At 68.2% G+C, this 17,784-nt stretch carries 17 protein-coding genes, 1 tRNA gene and 2 pseudogenes; 11 read left to right on the top strand and 9 right to left on the bottom strand.

What is annotated here, in order from left to right:
• Positions 1-120: 120 nt before the first annotated feature.
• Positions 121-261, top strand: a pseudogene (locus M4I32_RS15255) (helix-turn-helix domain-containing protein); the annotation flags it as partial.
• 651 nt (positions 262-912) lie between these two features.
• Here the strand turns inward: M4I32_RS15255 and M4I32_RS14380 are convergent.
• Positions 913-1,464 (bottom strand): 2,4'-dihydroxyacetophenone dioxygenase family protein, encoded by a 552-nt coding sequence (locus tag M4I32_RS14380; protein ID WP_319035168.1) that lies wholly within the window; start codon positions 1,462-1,464, stop codon positions 913-915.
• A gap of 87 nt (positions 1,465-1,551) precedes the next feature.
• On the opposite strand from M4I32_RS14380, the gene M4I32_RS14375 reads away from it, so the two are divergent.
• Complete coding sequence (locus M4I32_RS14375) at positions 1,552-2,376, top strand: IclR family transcriptional regulator (RefSeq protein ID WP_319035167.1); 825 nt, start codon at positions 1,552-1,554, stop codon at positions 2,374-2,376.
• On the opposite strand, the gene M4I32_RS14370 is transcribed toward M4I32_RS14375, so the two are convergent.
• The 4 genes and pseudogenes from M4I32_RS14370 to M4I32_RS14355 all read right to left on the bottom strand — a co-directional run bounded on the left by M4I32_RS14370 (position 2,348) and on the right by M4I32_RS14355 (position 3,921).
• Entirely contained in the window at positions 2,348-2,479 is a 132-nt protein-coding gene (locus M4I32_RS14370) for a hypothetical protein (RefSeq protein WP_319035166.1), read from the bottom strand. The two genes, M4I32_RS14375 and M4I32_RS14370, sit on opposite strands and share 29 nt — an antisense overlap.
• A 100-nt stretch (positions 2,480-2,579) precedes the next feature.
• Positions 2,580-2,834 (bottom strand): hypothetical protein, encoded by a 255-nt coding sequence (locus M4I32_RS14365; RefSeq protein WP_319035165.1) that lies wholly within the window; start codon positions 2,832-2,834, stop codon positions 2,580-2,582.
• A gap of 505 nt (positions 2,835-3,339) precedes the next feature.
• Positions 3,340-3,682 (bottom strand): annotated as a pseudogene (locus M4I32_RS14360) (transposase); the annotation flags it as partial.
• Between the two features lie 165 nt (positions 3,683-3,847).
• Positions 3,848-3,921: transfer RNA gene (locus M4I32_RS14355), tRNA-Gly, on the bottom strand.
• Between the two features lie 84 nt (positions 3,922-4,005).
• Between M4I32_RS14355 and dcd the strand changes: the two genes are divergently transcribed.
• The 3 genes from dcd (at position 4,006) to M4I32_RS14340 (ending at position 8,258) form a co-directional block, all read left to right on the top strand.
• Positions 4,006-4,611 (top strand): dCTP deaminase, encoded by a 606-nt coding sequence (dcd, locus tag M4I32_RS14350; protein WP_319035164.1) that lies wholly within the window; start codon positions 4,006-4,008, stop codon positions 4,609-4,611.
• 82 nt (positions 4,612-4,693) lie between these two features.
• A complete protein-coding gene (locus M4I32_RS14345; protein ID WP_413466835.1) occupies positions 4,694-6,508 on the top strand; it encodes a BCCT family transporter in 1,815 nt (604 codons plus the stop codon).
• 130 nt (positions 6,509-6,638) lie between these two features.
• Positions 6,639-8,258 (top strand): BCCT family transporter, encoded by a 1,620-nt coding sequence (locus M4I32_RS14340; protein WP_319035163.1) that lies wholly within the window; start codon positions 6,639-6,641, stop codon positions 8,256-8,258.
• Here M4I32_RS14340 and M4I32_RS14335 read toward each other — a convergent pair.
• Complete coding sequence (locus tag M4I32_RS14335) at positions 8,225-8,830, bottom strand: hypothetical protein (RefSeq protein ID WP_319035162.1); 606 nt, start codon at positions 8,828-8,830, stop codon at positions 8,225-8,227. The two genes, M4I32_RS14340 and M4I32_RS14335, sit on opposite strands and share 34 nt — an antisense overlap.
• A gap of 119 nt (positions 8,831-8,949) precedes the next feature.
• Between M4I32_RS14335 and M4I32_RS14330 the strand changes: the two genes are divergently transcribed.
• Positions 8,950-9,489: a MarR family winged helix-turn-helix transcriptional regulator gene (locus M4I32_RS14330; RefSeq protein ID WP_319035161.1), complete on the top strand. Its 540-nt coding sequence runs from the start codon at positions 8,950-8,952 to the stop codon at positions 9,487-9,489.
• A gap of 17 nt (positions 9,490-9,506) precedes the next feature.
• On the opposite strand, the gene M4I32_RS14325 is transcribed toward M4I32_RS14330, so the two are convergent.
• On the bottom strand, positions 9,507-10,808 hold the full coding sequence (locus M4I32_RS14325; protein ID WP_319035160.1) for an MFS transporter: 1,302 nt from the start codon (positions 10,806-10,808) through the stop codon (positions 9,507-9,509).
• 274 nt (positions 10,809-11,082) lie between these two features.
• On the opposite strand from M4I32_RS14325, the gene dnaK reads away from it, so the two are divergent.
• From dnaK to M4I32_RS14305, 4 genes are all read left to right on the top strand, one after another.
• Positions 11,083-12,945: a molecular chaperone DnaK gene (dnaK, locus tag M4I32_RS14320; RefSeq protein WP_319035159.1), complete on the top strand. Its 1,863-nt coding sequence runs from the start codon at positions 11,083-11,085 to the stop codon at positions 12,943-12,945.
• Between the two features lie 2 nt (positions 12,946-12,947).
• Positions 12,948-13,559, top strand: coding sequence for a nucleotide exchange factor GrpE (locus tag M4I32_RS14315; RefSeq protein ID WP_319035158.1), 612 nt, complete (start codon positions 12,948-12,950; stop codon positions 13,557-13,559).
• Positions 13,560-13,571: 12 nt separating this feature from the next.
• A complete protein-coding gene (locus tag M4I32_RS14310) occupies positions 13,572-14,564 on the top strand; it encodes a DnaJ C-terminal domain-containing protein (RefSeq protein WP_319035157.1) in 993 nt (330 codons plus the stop codon).
• A gap of 115 nt (positions 14,565-14,679) precedes the next feature.
• Positions 14,680-15,111 carry a heat shock protein transcriptional repressor HspR gene (locus M4I32_RS14305; protein ID WP_319035156.1) on the top strand — a complete coding sequence of 144 codons (432 nt, stop codon included), beginning with the start codon at positions 14,680-14,682 and terminating at the stop codon, positions 15,109-15,111.
• 9 nt (positions 15,112-15,120) lie between these two features.
• Here M4I32_RS14305 and M4I32_RS14300 read toward each other — a convergent pair whose 3' ends face one another.
• Together M4I32_RS14300 and M4I32_RS14295 are read right to left on the bottom strand one after the other, a co-directional pair.
• Positions 15,121-15,756, bottom strand: coding sequence for an LON peptidase substrate-binding domain-containing protein (locus M4I32_RS14300; protein WP_319035155.1), 636 nt, complete (start codon positions 15,754-15,756; stop codon positions 15,121-15,123).
• A gap of 23 nt (positions 15,757-15,779) precedes the next feature.
• A complete protein-coding gene (locus tag M4I32_RS14295; protein WP_319035154.1) occupies positions 15,780-16,370 on the bottom strand; it encodes a hypothetical protein in 591 nt (196 codons plus the stop codon).
• 170 nt (positions 16,371-16,540) lie between these two features.
• On the opposite strand from M4I32_RS14295, the gene M4I32_RS14290 reads away from it, so the two are divergent.
• Entirely contained in the window at positions 16,541-17,782 is a 1,242-nt protein-coding gene (locus tag M4I32_RS14290; RefSeq protein WP_413466834.1) for a glycosyltransferase, read from the top strand.
• Positions 17,783-17,784: the final 2 nt, after the last annotated feature.

The raw sequence follows: 17,784 nt of genomic DNA, 5'->3' as shown, positions 1-17,784 counted from the left end.
CTCGAGCACCTCCGAGGGTCGGCCCTCGGCTTCCGGAACCTCACGAACTACATCGCCCGCTCGCTCCTCGAAGCCGGCGGCTTCAAACCCCACCTACACCCTGGATTGCGATGAGCCTCATTGACGTCGGAGGGGCGTCGTCGTTTCGCTGCTCTCTCGTGGATCGGCGGTGACCGTTGCGGCGAGCTGCGGACCGATTCCAGTGCTCTCCGGCGACCGCGAAGCGGTGGGTGGGACCGGTACCGGGTCGGACTGCCGCTCTGACCGGCCGCCTGAGTATTCGCGTCTCTGAGCGCCACCGGTATTGGGGTTGAGCGCCACTTGCTCGTCGACGTGATCGCGTCGGTGGGCGCCATCGAATATTCGGGCTGAGCGCCAGCTCCTTAGGCTCCTTCTGCCGCGCGGACCCATCGCGCGGCAGAAGGAGTGATTCGGATCGTACGCAAGATCAAGGCGAAGCTGGTGCTGAGGCTTCGGGTGGAAGGGTTCTCGTCGCGGCAGATCGTGGCGCAGGCCATGTCGCGGCACAGGTGGTCGCGGTCATTGCGTCACCCCGGGTGTGTCCGGAGGCAGGATTCCTCGGACGGATCTGTCTCAGGGACGTCCCAGCAAGTACCCGCGCGAGCTTCGTGAGCGCGCTGTCCGCATGGTCGCCGAAGTGCGGCCCGACTATCGGGGCGCACTCACTCGGTGTCGGCGACGCTCGAAAATGAGGCCGACGTGACGGGTGGTTTCTAGCGACCGTCGCTATGGCCTCATTCTCGAGCGTCGCCGACGCGAGATTCTTCTGGGCGGCTCCGCGCCTTAGAGACGCGTACGGACGCGAGAACAGAAGGTTTGCGCGGTCGGTCATCACTACGCGCCCAGAGGCCCTCTACATGCGTTGTGCCTTGAGTTTCCAGGTCGCCGCGGTCAGCGGATGAATCGCTCGGCGTAGTCTGCTCCGAGCCCGACTTGCTCGTAGTGAACGCGGGCGTTGGCGATCTTTGTGAATACGTCTTCGACTCCGGTCGGATTGCCGTCAGGATCGACGTAGATGTACGCGCCGGTTACATGGAACAGCGTGGCCATCTCTTCAACTCCGTCGGGGATCTCCAACGTATGAATGTCGCCCGGCGGCTCGAAGACATAGGAGCCCTCCTCTGCCCACCAGGGGTGCTCCAGGTAGTGCCACCGTCCGCGCAGCACCGTGGCATGGACAGGACCAGCGTGGCGATGTCGAGAGAGGACGCCGCGCCTGCGGACTTTGAGGATGTTGACGAAGTAGCCCTGGCTTGCGGAGAGCACCAGCGGCTTGAAGCTCACGTCGGCAGATTGCGGCACCCAAAGCCGTTCATCGCCGTCGAGATCGAGGGCGTTTTCGACTACGAGGTCGTCAACCATGCCGAAGGGTTGTTCGCCGCGATACGGCACGTTGGCTTCATCACTGATTGCTGATGCAATGCGCGAAGGGCTATCTGGCATGAGATGTGTCTCCAAGATTGGCGTCCTCGGTTACTTATAATGCAACCAGCTTGATGTATTCGATACACTCTGCGTACAGAATGATCTGTGAGTCAAGAGGCAGTGAAGGAGACTGGCATTCCCAGTGATGAGGCCGCAAAGCGACAGCGCATTCAGTCCGTCGTTCGCGCAACTCGGATGTTGCTATGCATTGCCAAGTCAGCGAGCGGGCTTACAGCAACGGACCTCGCGAGAACACAGGGTCTTACATTGCCCACGGCGTTCCGCCTGTTGGCGACGCTGGAAGACGAAGGGCTCCTGTATAAGACGTTTGATAAGCGCTACGTACTTGGTTCTGCAACCATCGAGATCGCGAACGCACCCGGCCTGCGCCCCCGGATGGAGACACGCCACCTCGAGGTGCTCCGTCACGTTGCTGAAGTGACCCGTGAGACGGCATACCTGACGGGGTGGTTTCGAGACGAGATTCAGATTCTGGCTACCGTCGAGGGGTCTCAGGCCGTCCGTGTCGCCGGGCTGCAAGTGGGCTATGCGGAAGCGGTGCATGCCCGCGCGAGCGCCAAGCTGCTCCTGGCGTTCGCAGACGAACATCGACGTTCAGCCGCTTTGGACAGTCATGATTTCACCCCGTATACAGCCCAGACGATCCGCACGAGGGCGGCCCTGGAGAGGGAGCTGCAGGCTATACAGCGGACGGGAATTGCACAGGACCGAGACGAATATCACGAAGGAGTCCGGACCGTGAGCGCTCCGATCTACACGAACAAGGTCGTCGTCGCTGCGCTCGCGGTGTCGGCCCCGTCGGAACGATTCGCGCAGAATGAGCGCGCACTCGTCGAGGCGGTTGTGTCGGCATCCCTTGCGGGTTCGAACCAAGAGGTAGCTACGGTGGCGAGACGTCGATCAGGTTGAAGCCGCAACCGCCGGCTGGGTCCAGTGGTTCAACACCGACCGCACACACGGGTGCATCGATGACCTCACCCCCGTCGAACTCGAACAGCTCGACCACGCTCACACCGAACCCCTCGAACGAGCGGGCTGGCACCGGCAAAACGCTCTCCGGACATGCCGGGGCGACTCACACCCTCGCTGTTGCGACTACGCAACGCGAGGGGTCAGGTGTAGCACAGCTCGTCCATCCTGGCGAGGAGCACGTCCAGGGATTCGTTCGTCTCGAGCATGTCTCGCGGCACTTGGTAGCCGAGGTCTTCTTGAGGCGTGGTCATGATGGTGTGGATGTCGAGGGCGCGGTAGGACGTGGGAAATGCGTGCAGCACCGTTCGCAGATCCGGCAATGGCGTGTTCGTTGAGGTGAACTGCCAGCGCGGGAAGACGAGCTCCCCTCGACCCGTGACGTGGGTGTCCTGCACCAACCGCCGTCAGCGCATCGCGACGGCTACCGTGACTTTGTGGTCCGCGCCATCCGGCCTGAAATCACCCGGCTCGTCGTCGACGTCGCCCCAGAGATGGCCGCTACGGGTATCGCAAGGAACGTGCCGGTCATGCTCGACGGGTCCATCTCCGGCATGCCCGGACTCCGGCTGCGGTCCGGGAGCAGCGGCATAGCGATCAACTACACACGTGTCACGGGCGCTCTTCCAGACCAGCCGATCCGCTGGTGCGGAAGTGCTCGCCTATGAGCTCGCGTTGCATCCTTCGGCAGTCGTTCGCGCGCACGTGACGGAGCTTCGGCGAACCTGGGAAGTTGAAGAACTCGAGACAGCAGGGGTGGAACGGTGACGCCCGGCGTGGACACGAGCCGTCCGCCGCATGGCAAGCGCGCCGTACGGGCGCTCGTTGACGCGTCCCGGGGCGCTTTCCGTGCGGATGGCTGAGCCGAGAGGTGGAGCGGGGGCGTTGAGAGAAGTTCCGGAGGAATGCCAAGAACGGCGTGAACCGTACCACGCCTCGGTGAATGTCTTCACAGCTGACGGGTAGCGTCGACCCCGGTCGGAGTCGCTGATCGCGCGGCGAGCGCTTCGAGTGCGGCGTCCTCGTTCGGGGCCTGATAGATCGGTTTCAGCGCCGCAGCGACGGCCTTACGGTCGCCGTAGCTGACGAACCGCATGCTCGCGCGGATCAGGTGGACCACGTACGTTTGCCCGGTCGTTTCGGGTCAGGTCGCCGCGTGACGTGTCACGTCGCGGACGCCGCGAGTGGCGAGCTCGGCGCAGACCGCGGCCCAGAATTTCGCGCCTTCAGTGGCCTGCACCCAGACCTGACTCCGAGCGATAGGAGACACGTCCTTGGGGGTGAACGGGCCGTATAGAGCACGAGAACGACCAGTCCGCAGTACCTCCAGAAAGTCTGACCCGGCTCTGGAAGTGGCAAAGCGTTGTGCCAACTGGCTTGAGAAGATGTCAACTTGCGTGAGAAGTGACAGTGGAGGGGATGACGGGAATCGAACCCGCGCTGTCTGCTTGGGAAGCAGAAGTTCTGCCATTGAACTACATCCCCGATGCGCCTGCGCGCCCGGCAAGCATAACAAAGCGGCCACGCACCCGGTGCCGGCCGCGACGCGGGCGTCGCTAGGCTGAGCACGTGCTGCTCTCGGACCGCGACATCAGACTCGAACTCGAGGCCGGTCGCATTGCGATCGAGCCGACCGACCCCGGGATGGTGCAGCCCTCGAGCATCGACGTGCGCCTGGACCGATATTTTCGGCTGTTCGACAACCACAAGTACCCGTTCATCGATCCGGCGAAGGACCAGCCCGAGCTGACCCGCCTGATCGAGGTCGAGCCGAGCGAGCCGTTCATCCTGCATCCCGGTGAGTTCGCGCTCGGCTCGACGTTCGAGCAGGTCACGCTGCCCGACGATGTGGCTGCACGCCTGGAGGGCAAGTCCTCGCTCGGGCGCCTCGGGCTGCTCACACATTCCACGGCCGGCTTCATCGACCCGGGCTTCTCGGGCCACGTCACCCTCGAGCTGTCGAATGTGGCAACACTGCCCATCACGCTGTGGCCGGGCATGAAGATCGGCCAGCTCTGCTTCTTCCGGCTGTCCTCGCCGGCCGAGAACCCCTACGGCTCGGGCCCCTACGGCAACCGGTACCAGGGTCAGCGGGGGCCGACGGCATCCCGGTCGTTCCAGAACTTCCACCGCACCGACGTCGGCACGACGACTGCGGGGTCGCGCGGCGCGTGAGCTGCAGCAGGCCGCGCCGACGGACCGTGCAGAGCGCGCCACGGGATCGCGCCGACGGATCCCCGTCGCTAGGGTGGGCCGGGTGAGCGAGCCGACGGAGTCCCCAGCATCCACCGAACCGCCCTCGAATGACCCGGCCGCGCCCCCCGCGCCCGGAACGGAGGGTGCCCGGCGTCGCGGCATCGCGCCGTGGGTCTTCGGCCCCGCCGCCGTCATCGTGGTCGTGTTCAGCCTGTTCGCGATCATCTTCCCGGATGCGGCGGAGGCATTCTTCGGCGCCATCCAGTCCTCGATCGTGAACGCGTTCAACTGGTACTACGTGCTGATCGCCGCGATCTTCGTGGGGTTCTCGCTGTTCGTCGGCTTCAGCCGGTTCGGCGACATCCGCCTGGGCAAGGACGACGACAAACCCGACTTCTCGCTCGGCGCCTGGTTCTCGCTGCTGTTCGCCGCCGGCATGGGCATCGGCCTGGTCTTCTACGGAGTCAGCGAGCCACTCAGCCACTTCATCTCGCCGCGGCCCGGCGTTGAGGGCACACCCGGCCAGCTGGCGCAGCAGGCGCTGACCCAGACGTACCTGCACTGGGGCGTCCACGCGTGGGCGATCTACGTGGTCGTCGGGCTGGGCCTCGCCTATGCGATCCACCGCCGGGGACGTCCGATCTCGATCCGGTGGGCGCTCGAACCGCTGCTAGGCAAGCGCGTACGAGGCGGCTTGGGAAACACGATCGACACGGTGGCCCTGGTCGGAACCGTCTTCGGCGTCGCGACCTCGCTCGGTCTCGGAGTCGTGCAGATCAGCGCCGGAGGCGAGGCTGCGGGCCTGTTCGAGGCCAACGAGCTCTCACAGATCATCATCATCGGGGTCATCACGCTCGCCGTCTTGTGGTCGGTACTCTCAGGTGTCGAGCGCGGCATGAAATGGCTGTCGTCGGGCAACCTGATGCTCGCGGGAGCGCTGCTGGTCTTCGTGCTCGTCGTCGGCAACACCGAGTATCTGCTGCGCGAGTGGGTGCAGTCCATCGGCGCCTACATCCAGAACTTCGTCGGGCTGAGCTTCACGGTGAGCGCCTTCCAGGGCACCGCCGGCGAGCAGTGGCAGGCGGCATGGACCTCGTTCTACTGGGGCTGGTGGATCTCGTGGGCACCCTTCGTCGGCATCTTCATCGCCCGCGTCAGCCGCGGGCGCACCGTGCGCCAATTCGTCCTGGGCGTGCTGATCGTGCCGACGATGATCGGCATCCTCTGGTTCGCGGTCCTGGGTGGATCCGCGCTGTACCTCGAGCTGACCCAGCCGGGGTCGATGACGCAGGCGGATGGCACGGTGGATCTCGAAGGCGCCCTCTTCCAGATGTTCACCTACCTGCCGGCGACGCCGGTGCTGACGATCGGCGCCATCGTGCTGATCGCGGTGTTCTTCATCACGTCGTCGGACTCGGGTGCACTCGTCATGGGCATGCTCGCCACGGGCGGCGATCAGCATCCCGCCAGCTGGGTGCGGGTGTTCTTCACCCTCGCCACCGCCGTACTCGCGATCTCCCTGCTGATCGCCGGTGGCCTGCAGGCGCTGCAGACCGCGGCCATAATCATCGCGCTGCCGTTCAGCATCGTGATGCTGCTGATCTGCTGGTCGACGATCGTGGCGTTCCAGCGCGAGCATCGCGCCTACGAGAAGGCACGGCGCGCGCAGCTCGTCGACAGCATCGGCGAGTACTACGGCCTTGAGGTAGAGCAGCGCGACGAGGGCGGCATCCGCCTGCCATCGTGGCCGGGCATGCGCCTGCGCGCGTGGCCCGTCAGGCGGCGGCCGGGCGAGAATCTCGGCGCGGAGTCGGCGTCGGCCCCGCCCTCGGAGCGCCCGGGCGATCCCCCCGCAGACCCGCCCCGACGCACCTGAGATCACGGCCCCGACGCTGCCGCAACCCCCTCTGACAGGCGCGAGACGCTCACGTAGCGTGGGCACGATGAGTGACAGCACGGCAACGTCGGGGTCCGCCGCATCCTCATCCGATCCGCCACGGAGGAGGATGACAGCGCGTCTGGCGCGCCTGCGCATCGCCCCCTGGGTCTTCGGCCCCGCGGCCGTGGTTGTTGTGGTCTTCAGCCTGTTCGCGATCGTCTTCCCGGATGCCGCCGAGACGTTCTTCGGCACCGTGCAGTCCTCGATGGTGACGGCGTTCAACTGGTACTTCGTGGCCGTCGTCACCGTCTTTCTGGGGTTCATGCTGTTCGTCGGCTTCAGCCGGTTCGGCGACATCCGCCTGGGCAGGGATGACGACGAACCCGACTTCTCGCTCGGTTCGTGGTTCGCGCTGCTGTTCGCCGCCGGTGTCGGCGTCGGGCTGGTCTTCTACGGCGTCAGCGAACCGCTCAGCCATTTCGTCTCGCCCAGGCCGGGTGTGCAGGGTCTGCCCGGCGAATTGGCCCAGCGCGCCCTGACGCAGACCTATCTGCACTGGGGCATCCACGGGTGGGCCATCTTCGCCGTCGTCGGGCTGGCGCTGGCCTATACGATCCACCGGCGCGGTCGACGGATCTCGATCCGTTGGGCACTCGAACCGCTGCTCGGGGATCGGGTGCGCGGCGGCTGGGGCAACGCCATCGACGCGGCCGCCCTGGTCGGCACGCTCTTCGGCGTCGCGACCTCGCTCGGCCTCGGGGTCGTGCAGCTCAGCGCCGGCGTCGAAGCCGCCGGGCTGTTCGAGGCCGGTAGCCTCACCCAGGTCGTGATCATCGGGGTCATCACGGTGTTCGTGCTCTGGTCGGTGCTCTCGGGCGTGCAGCGGGGGATCAAGTGGCTGTCGTCGGCGAACCTGGTCCTCGCCGGTCTCCTGCTCGCGTTCGTGCTCGTCGTGGGGGGCGCAGAGCACCTGCTGCGCGCGTGGGCGCAGTCCCTCGGCGTCTACGTGCAGGACCTCATCGGCCTCGGCTTCTCCGTCGGCGCCTTCCAAGGTGCCGCCGGAGAGCAGTGGCAGGCCACATGGACCTCGTTCTTCTGGGGCTGGTGGATCTCGTGGGCGCCCTTCGTCGGGGTCTTCATCGCCCGAGTGAGTCGCGGACGCACGGTGCGCCAGTTCGTGCTGGGCGTGCTTCTCGTGCCGACGATGATCGCCATCGCCTGGTTCGCGGTGCTCGGCGGCGCCGCCGTGAACCTCGAACGCACTCAGCCCGGGTCGATGACACAGGCGGATGGCAGCGTGGACCTCGAGGGGGCGCTGTTCCAGCTGTTCTCGCACCTGCCCGCGACGCCGGTGCTGACGATCGGCGCGATCGTGCTCATCGCCGTGTTCTTCATCACCTCGTCCGACTCGGGCGCGCTCGTGATGGGCATGCTGGCGACGGGCGGCGATCAGCATCCGGCGCGCTGGGTCCGCGTCTTCTTCACGCTGGCCACCGCGGTGCTCGCGATAGCGCTGCTGATCGCCGGCGGGCTGCAGGCCCTTCGCACGGCGGCGATCATCATCGCGCTGCCGTTCAGCATCGTGATGCTGTTGATCTGCGGGTCGACGATCGTGGCGTTCCGTCGCGAGCGCCGCGCTCAGAAGGAGGCGCGGCGCACGCAGATGGTGGAAGGCGTCGGCGAGGAGTACGGGCTCGAGCGCACCGCCACGGCTCAGGCAGAGTCGCGGGCGCCGTCGCGCCCGTGACGGCGTCCGCCGTGTCCGCGTGCGTGATGCCCGCCTTCGCCACGGCCGTGCATGTCACGAGGGTGGTGTTCGCCCCGCGGATGCCGGCGCCCATGCCACCGTGGACGTGCTGCGCGAGCGTCGTCGTCGCCGAGCTCGCGGGCGATCGTCTCGAGCGAGGCCATGGTCGTCGCCCAGGCTTCGGGCGTCACCGCGCCGGCGAGCCGAGTCTGGATGCTGTCGGCGGCGGCCGCGAGGCGCGCGGCGAGGGCGCGACCTTCGTCGGTGAGGGCGAGCCTGTCACCCTCGTCACGGATCAGGCTGCGGTCGGTGAGGGTGCGCAGGCGCCCGGGGTGGCGCCGGCCGCGGCTGATGCGCCCCGTGCCGTCGGGTTCGTCGCGGTCGGGGTCGCGTGAAAGAGCGAGCAGCAGCTTCGCCTCAGGCAGGGAGGCCCCCTCCGTGGCGAAGGCGGTCTCGGTCTCGCGAGCCAGTCGGCGGGCGGCGAGGCGCAGCGAGGATCCGAGCGGGCGGGAACCCGAGGGCTGCTCGGCGACGCCGGGAGGGGATGGGGTGATGTCATCGAAATCGTGCATGAGGGGAGTCCTTTCCGTGGACGGCGTCGGTCGCCGTCCTGCTTTACATGTCAGTGCCCATGCATATGCACTGTGACATGCATCCTCACTGCATGTCAAGTAGCATGTATTCTCGAGGCATGACGGATGACACCCGCGACCCGATCGAGGCGATCACGGCGGCCCTCGGGCGGCTGCGCGGGCGCCGCGGTCCGCGGCCGGGCTGGGACGGTGGGGGAGGGCAGCCCCGCGATGCCCATGCGGGCCACGCTCGTCGCGGACACGGCCGGGGCACGCACGGCCCCGGAGGCGGTGGTGGCGACGCCATGGCGGCTCGGTTGGCCGGAGCCGCGCGGTTCCGCCTTCTCGAGGTGCTCGCCGCGGCGCCCGCACCGCTGTCGGTGAGCGCGCTCGCCGAGGCCATCGGCGTCGACCAGCCCCGCGCGAGCCGCCTCGTGCAGCAGGCCGTCGACGCGCGTCACGTGCGGCGTGAGGCCGACCCGGACGACGCACGCCGAACCCTGATCGCGCTGACGGATGAGGGGCGAGCGCTCTTCCGTGGCTTCCGCGGCGAGCGCCGCGCCGCCGTCGCCTCGGCCCTCGAGGGCTTCACCGAGAATGAGCGCGTTCAGCTGGCCGCACTGCTGACGCGGCTCGCGGACGCGTGGCCGCGCGGCTGACGCCGTGATCGTGCGGGTCAGTGCAGCTGCTGCTGATGCGCTCGCACCGGCAGCAGCAGGACGAGCCCCACGACGAGCACGAGCACGATGCCGAGGATGCCGAAGTAGGCCTCACCCGTGACGGCGACGAAGACGGCGAACATCGTGGGGGCCAGGAACGAGGCAGCTCGTCCGGTGGTGGCGTACAGCCCGAAGACCTCACCCTCGCGCCCCGGTGGGATGAGTCGCGCGAGGAACGTCCGCGAGGCGGACTGAGCGGGGCCGACGAAGAGGGTGAGGGCGAGACCCGCTGTCCAGAACACGATGGGTCCGCCGTCGTGCAGGAAGAACACCACGAGGCCCGACACGACGAGGCCGGCCAGCGCGGTCACGATCACGGGTTTGGCGCCGAGCCTGTCGTCGAGGGTGCCCACGGCGATCGTCGAGATGCCCGCCACGATGTTGGCGGCGATCGCGAAGATGATCACCTCTCCCGCCGAGAATCCGAACACCGAGGCGGCCAGCACGCCCCCGAACGTGAAGACCCCCGCGAGGCCGTCGCGGAAGACCGCACTGGCGAGCAGGAACCACACGGTGTGCCGGCTCTCGCGCCACAGCCGCGCGACGTCGCGACCGAGCCGCGCGTACGAGGCGAAGAAGCTGATCCGTTCGCGCTTCGTCGCCGCGCCGCGATACTCGGGCACGGCGAACAGCACCGGCAGGGCGAAGACACCGAACCAGACGGCGGCCACGAGCATCGCCAGACGCACGTCGAGGCCGTCGTCGGCGGGGAGCCCGAAGGCGCCCTCGATGAAGCCGAAGTAGACGATGAGCAGCAGGGCGATGCCGCCGACGTATCCCATTCCCCAGCCCAGGCCGCTGACGCGGCCGATCGTGCGCGGCGTCGACACCTGCGAGAGCATCGCGTTGTAGTTCACGCCCGCGAACTCGAAGAAGACGTTTCCCGCGGCGATCAGCACCAGCCCGAGCCAGAGGTAGGAGGGATCGGGGCGCACGAAGAACATCGCCGCCGTCAGGATGACGACGAGGTAGGTGTTCACCGCGAGCCACAGCTTGCGCCGGCCGGAGGTGTCGGAGCGCTGCCCCGTGACGGGCGCGAGCACGGCGATGAGCAGGCCCGCTGCGGCGAGTGCCCACCCGAGCAGCGCCTCGACGGTTCCGGGCTCGCCGAAGCTCGAACTCGTGAGGTAGACGGTGAACACGAACGTCGTCACGACCGCGTTGAAGGCCGCGGAGCCCCAGTCCCAGAGGCCCCAGGCGATGACCCGGCGCCGATCGGTCGGTGGGTCGGCGGACGCGGGGGCCCCGGCTTCGGTCATGTGCGGCACGGTATGACCCTTCGGTGAACGGCGGGTGGCCCCGGCGGCGCGACGGTGCGGCGCGCAGCCAGGCTATACCTGCGCGCGCATGAGCCCGAACGACGCCCGCACGACTCAAAGTTGAGTTCACCGCTATCAAGTTCGTTTGACAGTCGAACGGGCGATCAGTATGGTTGAGTGCAGACGGCTCAGGTTCTGTGCTGACCCGTCGACGTCTTATCGAAACCCGGAATCGCGGCGTCCGCCCGGTTCCCCGCAAAGGAGAGAGAAACACATGCCACGTGCTGTTGGAATCGACCTCGGGACCACGAACTCCGTCGTGAGCGTGCTCGAGGGCGGCGAGCCCAAGGTCATCGCGAACGCCGAGGGATTCCGCACGACCCCCTCGGTCGTCGCGTTCACCAAGGACGGCGAGGTGCTCGTCGGGGAGACGGCCAAGCGCCAGGCGGTCACGAACGTGGACCGCACGGTCGCGAGCGTCAAGCGCCACATGGGCACCGACTGGAGCTTCCAGGTCGACGACAAGAAGTGGACGCCGCAGGAGATCTCGGCCCGCATCCTCCAGAAGCTCAAGCGCGACGCCGAGGAGTACCTCGGTGACACGGTGACGGATGCCGTCATCACGGTCCCCGCCTACTTCAACGACGCCGAGCGTCAGGCGACGAAGGAGGCCGGTGAGATCTCGGGCATGAACGTGCTGCGGATCATCAACGAGCCCACCGCCGCTGCGCTCGCATACGGCCTCGACCGGGGCAAGGAGGATGAGCTCATCCTCGTCTTCGACCTCGGTGGCGGAACGTTCGACGTCTCGCTGCTCGAAGTGGGCAAGGACGACGACTTCTCGACGATCCAGGTGCGCTCGACTTCCGGTGACAACCGTCTCGGTGGCGACGACTGGGATCAGCGCATCGTGGACTACCTGATCAAGCAGTTCAAGGACACCAGCGGCGTCGACGTGTCGGGTGACAAGATCGCGCTCCAGCGCCTCAAGGAGGCCGCGGAGCAGGCGAAGAAGGAGCTGTCGAGCTCGAGCTCCACGAGCATCAACCTCCCCTACCTCTCGCTCACCGACAGCGGTCCGGTCTCCCTGTCCGAGACGCTCTCGCGCGCGAAGTTCGAGGACCTCACCAAGGACCTGCTCGACCGCACCAAGAAGCCGTTCGAGGACGTCATCCGCGAGGCCGGCATCAAGGTCGACGACATCGCGCACGTCGTGCTGGTCGGTGGCTCGACCCGCATGCCCGCCGTGGCCGAACTCGTCAAGAAGGAGACGGGCAAGGACGCGAACAAGGGTGTCAACCCGGACGAGGTCGTCGCCGTGGGCGCCGCCCTGCAGGCCGGTGTGCTGAAGGGTGAGCGCAAGGATGTGCTGCTCATCGACGTGACCCCCCTGAGCCTCGGTATCGAGACCAAGGGCGGCATCATGACCAAGCTCATCGAGCGCAACACGGCCATTCCGACCAAGCGCAGCGAGACCTTCACCACCGCCGACGACAACCAGCCGTCGGTGGCCATCCAGGTCTTCCAGGGTGAGCGCGAGTTCACCCGCGACAACAAGCCGCTCGGCACGTTCGAGCTGACCGGCATCGCGCCGGCGCCGCGCGGCGTGCCGCAGGTCGAGGTCACGTTCGACATCGACGCCAACGGCATCGTGCACGTCTCGGCGAAGGACAAGGGCACCGGCACGGAGCAGTCGATGACCATCACGGGCGGCTCGTCGCTGCCCAAGGAGGACATCGACCGCATGGTGCGCGAGGCGGAGGAGAACGCCGCCGAAGACAAGAAGCGTCGTGAGGCGGCCGAGGTGCGCAACCAGGCCGAGACGATGACGTACTCGATCGAGAAGATGCTGGCCGACAACGCCGACAAGCTTCCCGACGACGTCAAGACCGAGGTGCAGGCGGATGTCGATGCGCTCAAGTCCGCGCTGGCGGGCGACGACGAAGACGCGGTGAAGACGGCGTTCGACAAGCTCAACCAGAGCCAGACCAAGCTCGGCGAGGCGATCTACGCGCAGGCTCAGGCGCAGCCGGCCCCGGATGCCGGTGGCGAGCAGCCCGCGGAGGACGCCGGCGGCCAGCCCGATGAGGACGTCATCGACGCCGAAGTGGTCGACGACGAGGACGAGAAGAAGTAGTCATGACGGACAAGGACTTCGAAGAGCCCCAGGGTGACGACGAGGTTCCTTCCGGTGACGAGGGGTCGGAGGCGCAGGTCTCCGACCCCGAGTCGCAGGGGGAGGATCTGACGATCGACGACATCCTCGGGGCCGAGCAGACCGACGATGCGGTGCGCGGCGACGACGGCGACATCGAGCAGGGCGAGGCGACCGATCGCGAAGCATCCCTGCTCGTCGACCTCAAGCGCGTGCAGGCCGAGTACGCGAACTACCGCCGGCGCACGGAGGACCAGCGTGAGCGCGAGATCGAGCGTGCGAAGGGCGAAGCGGCAAAGGGCCTGCTGGCGGTGCTCGACGATCTGGACCGCGCCGAGAAGCACGGCGACCTGACGGAGGGGACCCCGTTCGCGGCGATCGGCGAGAAGCTGCGCGTCGTGGCCGAGCGACTCGGTCTCGCCGCGTTCGGCGAGGCGGGTGAGGCGTTCGACCCGCAGCATCACGAGGCCATCTTCCAGCAGCCCGTTCCGGGCCAGGAGGAGGCGACCGTGCTCGAAGTGGTCGAGCTCGGATATCGACTCGGATCGGTCGAACTGCGGCCGGCGAAGGTCGTGGTCGCCGTACCGGCGGAATAGGCGGAGGCGCACATGGCCAGTCAGGACTGGTTCGACAAGGACTTCTACAAGGTGCTCGGGGTGTCGAAAGACGTCACCCCCGCCGAGCTGAAGAAGGTCTACCGAAAGCTCGCCCGCACGTACCATCCCGACTCCAACCCCGGGGATGCGAAGGCGGAGGCGCACTTCAAGGAGATCAGCGAGGCGTACGCGGTGCTCTCGGACCCCGAGCAGCGCGAGGAGTACGACCAGCTGCGCGCCATGGGCTCGGGCGCCCGTTTCGCGGCCGGGGGCGGGGGCGGCGGCGGCTTCGAGGACGTGTTCAGCACCTTCGGCCAGAGCCGGGGCGGCCGCTCCGCCTCGTCCGCGGACTTCGAGGACATCTTCTCGATGTTCAACCAGCAGCAGCCGGGCGGCTTCGGCTCCGGCCGGTTCGGTCAGCCCACGGGCGGCTTCCGCGGCTACGGCGGCCCGAGCCGCGGGGCGGACGTGACGGCGCGCACCACGGTCGACTTCGTCACCGCGACGAAGGGCGAGACGATCTCGCTGCGTGGCGAGGACGGCACGCCGTTCAAGGTGAAGATCCCCGCCGGCGTCTCGGACGGGCAGAAGATCCGGTTGCGCGGCCGGGGCCGGCCCTCCCCGGACGGGGGCGAGAACGGTGACATCGTCGTGCAGGTGAGCGTGCGCCCCCATCCGGTCTTCACGCGAGACGGACTGAACCTGCGCGTGACCGTCCCGATCACCTTCACGGAGGCCGTGCTGGGTGCGACGATCGAGGTGCCGACGCTCGGGGGCGACCCCGTCAAGCTGCGTGTCGCACCGGGAACTCCCTCCGGCCGGGTGCTGCGCGTCAAGGGGCGCGGGGTGCAGAGCACGAAGGGCACGGGCGACCTGCTCGCCGAAGTCCAGATCGCGGTGCCCTCGCACCTGGACGATGCGGCGCGCGAGGCGCTGGAGCGCTTCCATGAGCTGGAGCCGACGGAGAACCCACGTGCGGACCTGATGTCGAAGGCGCGCGGCTGATCATGTGTCGACCGGTCGTTGAGCGACGAGCGAAGCGAGGAGTCGAAACGCTCTCCGTGCGCGCTTCGACCCGCCGCGCTCGCTCAGCGCCCGGGTGTCGCGGAGGAGCGACGTGATGGACGAGATCGACGAGGACGCCCCGATCTTCGCGATCGCGGCTGCGGCCGAGCTGACGGGCATGCATCCGCAGACGCTGCGGCAGTACGACCGGCTGGGCCTGGTCGTCCCCGCCCGCACGCAGGGCGGATCCCGCCGGTACTCCGCCCACCATGTCCAGCAGCTGCGGGAGGTGGCGCGCCTGTCGGCCGAGGGCATGAGCCTCCCCGCGATCGCGCGCCTCGTCGCCCTCGAGGAGCAGGTGCACGATCTGCGCCGCCGGGTGCGCGATCTCGAACGCGAACTCGCCGCGGAGCGGCAGAGCCGGCCCGGGTCGCGCGTGTTCGCCGCCGGGGTGACGGGCTCGGTCGTCACCCTCCGGTCGGGTACGCGCGTGCGCCGCGCCACGGACGTCGTGCTCTGGCGCCCGCGGCCCCCGGCATCCGAGTGACGCGAGCGGTCAGAGCAGATCCTCCCCGTCGTCGCCCGGCAGCGCGGACAGACGCAGCAGTTCGTCGGCATCGCTGACGGCTGTGCGCAGGCGCACATACAGATCGGGCAGGGTGTCGGCCGTGAGGAGGGCGTAGCGGTCGAGAGTGCCGAGCGGCGCGATGCCGGCCAGCTGCCAGGTGGAGAGCACCGGGTCGTCGGCGAGTTCTTCGTCGGGCGACCAGGGCACGTCGACGAACTCGCTCGCGGTCGCGAGCAGCCGGCGCACGTCGCGTTCCGCGCTCGCGCGCGCCTGTGACTGATCTTCGGTCCACTCCAGCGGTGGCAGCTCGCGCACCTCGGCGCGAGGGTACGGGTCATCCTCCAGCCAGCGCACGACCTCGAAGCGCTCGGCTCCCGACGCCGCGACCAGGATCGAGTCGCCGACATCGCGGTGCCCGCGCACCCGCGCGAACGTGCCGCGGGCGAATCGGTGATCACCCCCGCCGACCTCGCCCCCGCGCTCGATCAGCACGACCCCGAACGAGGCGTCCGCCGCCATCACATCGTCGAACAGCGCGCGGTACCGCGGCTCGAAGATGCGAAGCGGCAGGGGCATCCCCGGCAGCAGCACGGACTGCAGAGGGAACATCGGCACGACCGGCATACCCCCAGCGTGCCACGATCAGGTCACGCGGGGTCGATGCGCAGCACGCCGGATTCACCGATCGACATGTCCTCCACCACCCGCACGGTACGGGCGATGGCATCGACGGGGCCGAGGACCGTGCCGAAGCGCTCCCGATCGCTGCACACCGCGGTGACCGTGACGAAATGCGCGCCCGTGTCCCAGGTGTACGTCGCGAAGGGCGGCGTGCGCTCGTCCGGCGGCAGATCCATCACGAGCCGCTCGCCGGCGCCCAGATGCACGCCGTGGAACGCCTCGGTGTCGTCGTACTCCATCGGCATCATGGCGCGTGCGGTACGCAGCTGCGCGGTCGCCTCCTGCACCTGCGCCATCACGACGACGAGTCCCGGGTCGTCGCGCCAGACCCACACGAGCACGCGACCCGCAGCGCGCCGCATGAGCAGCGGTGCGGCCTGGCTCATCGCCCAGGCGGCGAAGCCCGATCCCGGGGCGGAGGGCGCCCCGGCGGCGCGTCCCGCCTGACCCATCAGCATCCGGATCGCGGCCTTGCGGTGTCGTCGCCCACGCCACCCCAACGAACCGGTCACGGGCACCCACCGCGCCGGGTCCGCGTCGGCCTGCAGTCTCGCCATGACCCCAGGGTAGGGCGGATGCCTGGATCTCGCGTGTGTCGCGGATGCACCGCCGGCGATGGGCCGAACGCGCGCCCGTGCTCCCGCGTCGCGAGGGGGCGCTCGGGTAGAGTTGCACCGCGCATGCACGTGATGTGCGACCCCCGCCCGCCGCACAGATTGGCCGCACCGTGAGCTCTCCCGAGACCCACGGCGATCCTCGCGACTCCGAGGCGCCTCCGTCGGACGGCGAGGGGGAGGGTGCCCGTCCCCTCACGATCGTGATGGCCTGCGATACCTTCCTGCCCGACGTCAACGGGGCGGCGCGCTTCTCGGAGCGGCTCGCGGCGGGACTCGTCGCACGTGGCCACGACGTGCACGTGGTGGCTCCGAACCGCGTCTATCGGCGGGCCGCCCCGCAGATCGAGGTGGTGGAAGACCAGCCCATGACGCTGCACCGGCTGCCGTCGTTGCGGTGGCCCCCGCACGACTGGCTGCGCTTCACCTGGCCGTGGCGCACGAGGCACTACGCGCGCCGCGTGCTGGATGCGGTCAAGCCGGACGTCGTGCACATTCAGTCCCACATCGTGATCGGCCGGGGTTTCGCGCGCGAAGCGCACCGGCGCGGCATTCCCGTGATCGCGACGAACCACGTCATGCCCGAGAACATCCTCGACTTCACAACCCTGCCCGACGCCCTGAACGACCTGGTCGTGCGGTGGGCCTGGGGTGACGCCAAGCGCACGTTCGCGCTCACGCGCGCCGTGACCACGCCGACGCGCAAGGCGGCGGACTTCCTCGAATCCGCCATCGACATCGAGGGCGTCGTGCCGGTCAGCTGCGGCATCGACATGGCCAACTACACGGCCGACCTGTCGCCGCGCGAAGACGCGCGGGTGCTGTTCGTGGGCAGACTGACGTCGGAGAAGAACATCGACGTGCTGCTGCGCGCCGTCGCGCTCCTGCCGGCTGAGCTGAATGCCACGCTCGACATCGTCGGGGAGGGGGACCAGCGCCGGCCGCTCGAGCAGCTGGCCCGCGAGCTCGGCATCGGCGATCGCGTCACCTTCCACGGACACACGTCCGAGGCCGCGCTGCGCGCCGCCTACACGAGGGCGAGCGTCTTCGCGATCGCCTCGATCGCGGAGTTGCAGTCGATCGCCACGATGGAGGCGATGGCGTCCGGCCTGCCCGTCGTCGCCGCGAACGCCGTCGCGCTGCCGCATCTGGTCCATGACGGCGAGAACGGCTACCTGTTCACCCCCGGCGACGCCGACGAGATGGCGGCGCGCCTGAAGGACGTGCTCACGGCGGAGCCCGAGGCGCACGCCCGCATGCAGCGCGCGTCGCTCGAGATGGTGGCCGTGCACGACATCCGCCGCACGCTCGACACGTTCGACGCGCTCTATCGCGGCACGCCGCTGCCGGAGTAGCG

The sequence above is a fragment of the Microbacterium sp. LRZ72 genome, from assembly GCF_033792225.1.
GTDB lineage: Bacteria > Actinomycetota > Actinomycetes > Actinomycetales > Microbacteriaceae > Microbacterium.
This window is presented reverse-complemented; position numbering and strand designations above follow the sequence as displayed.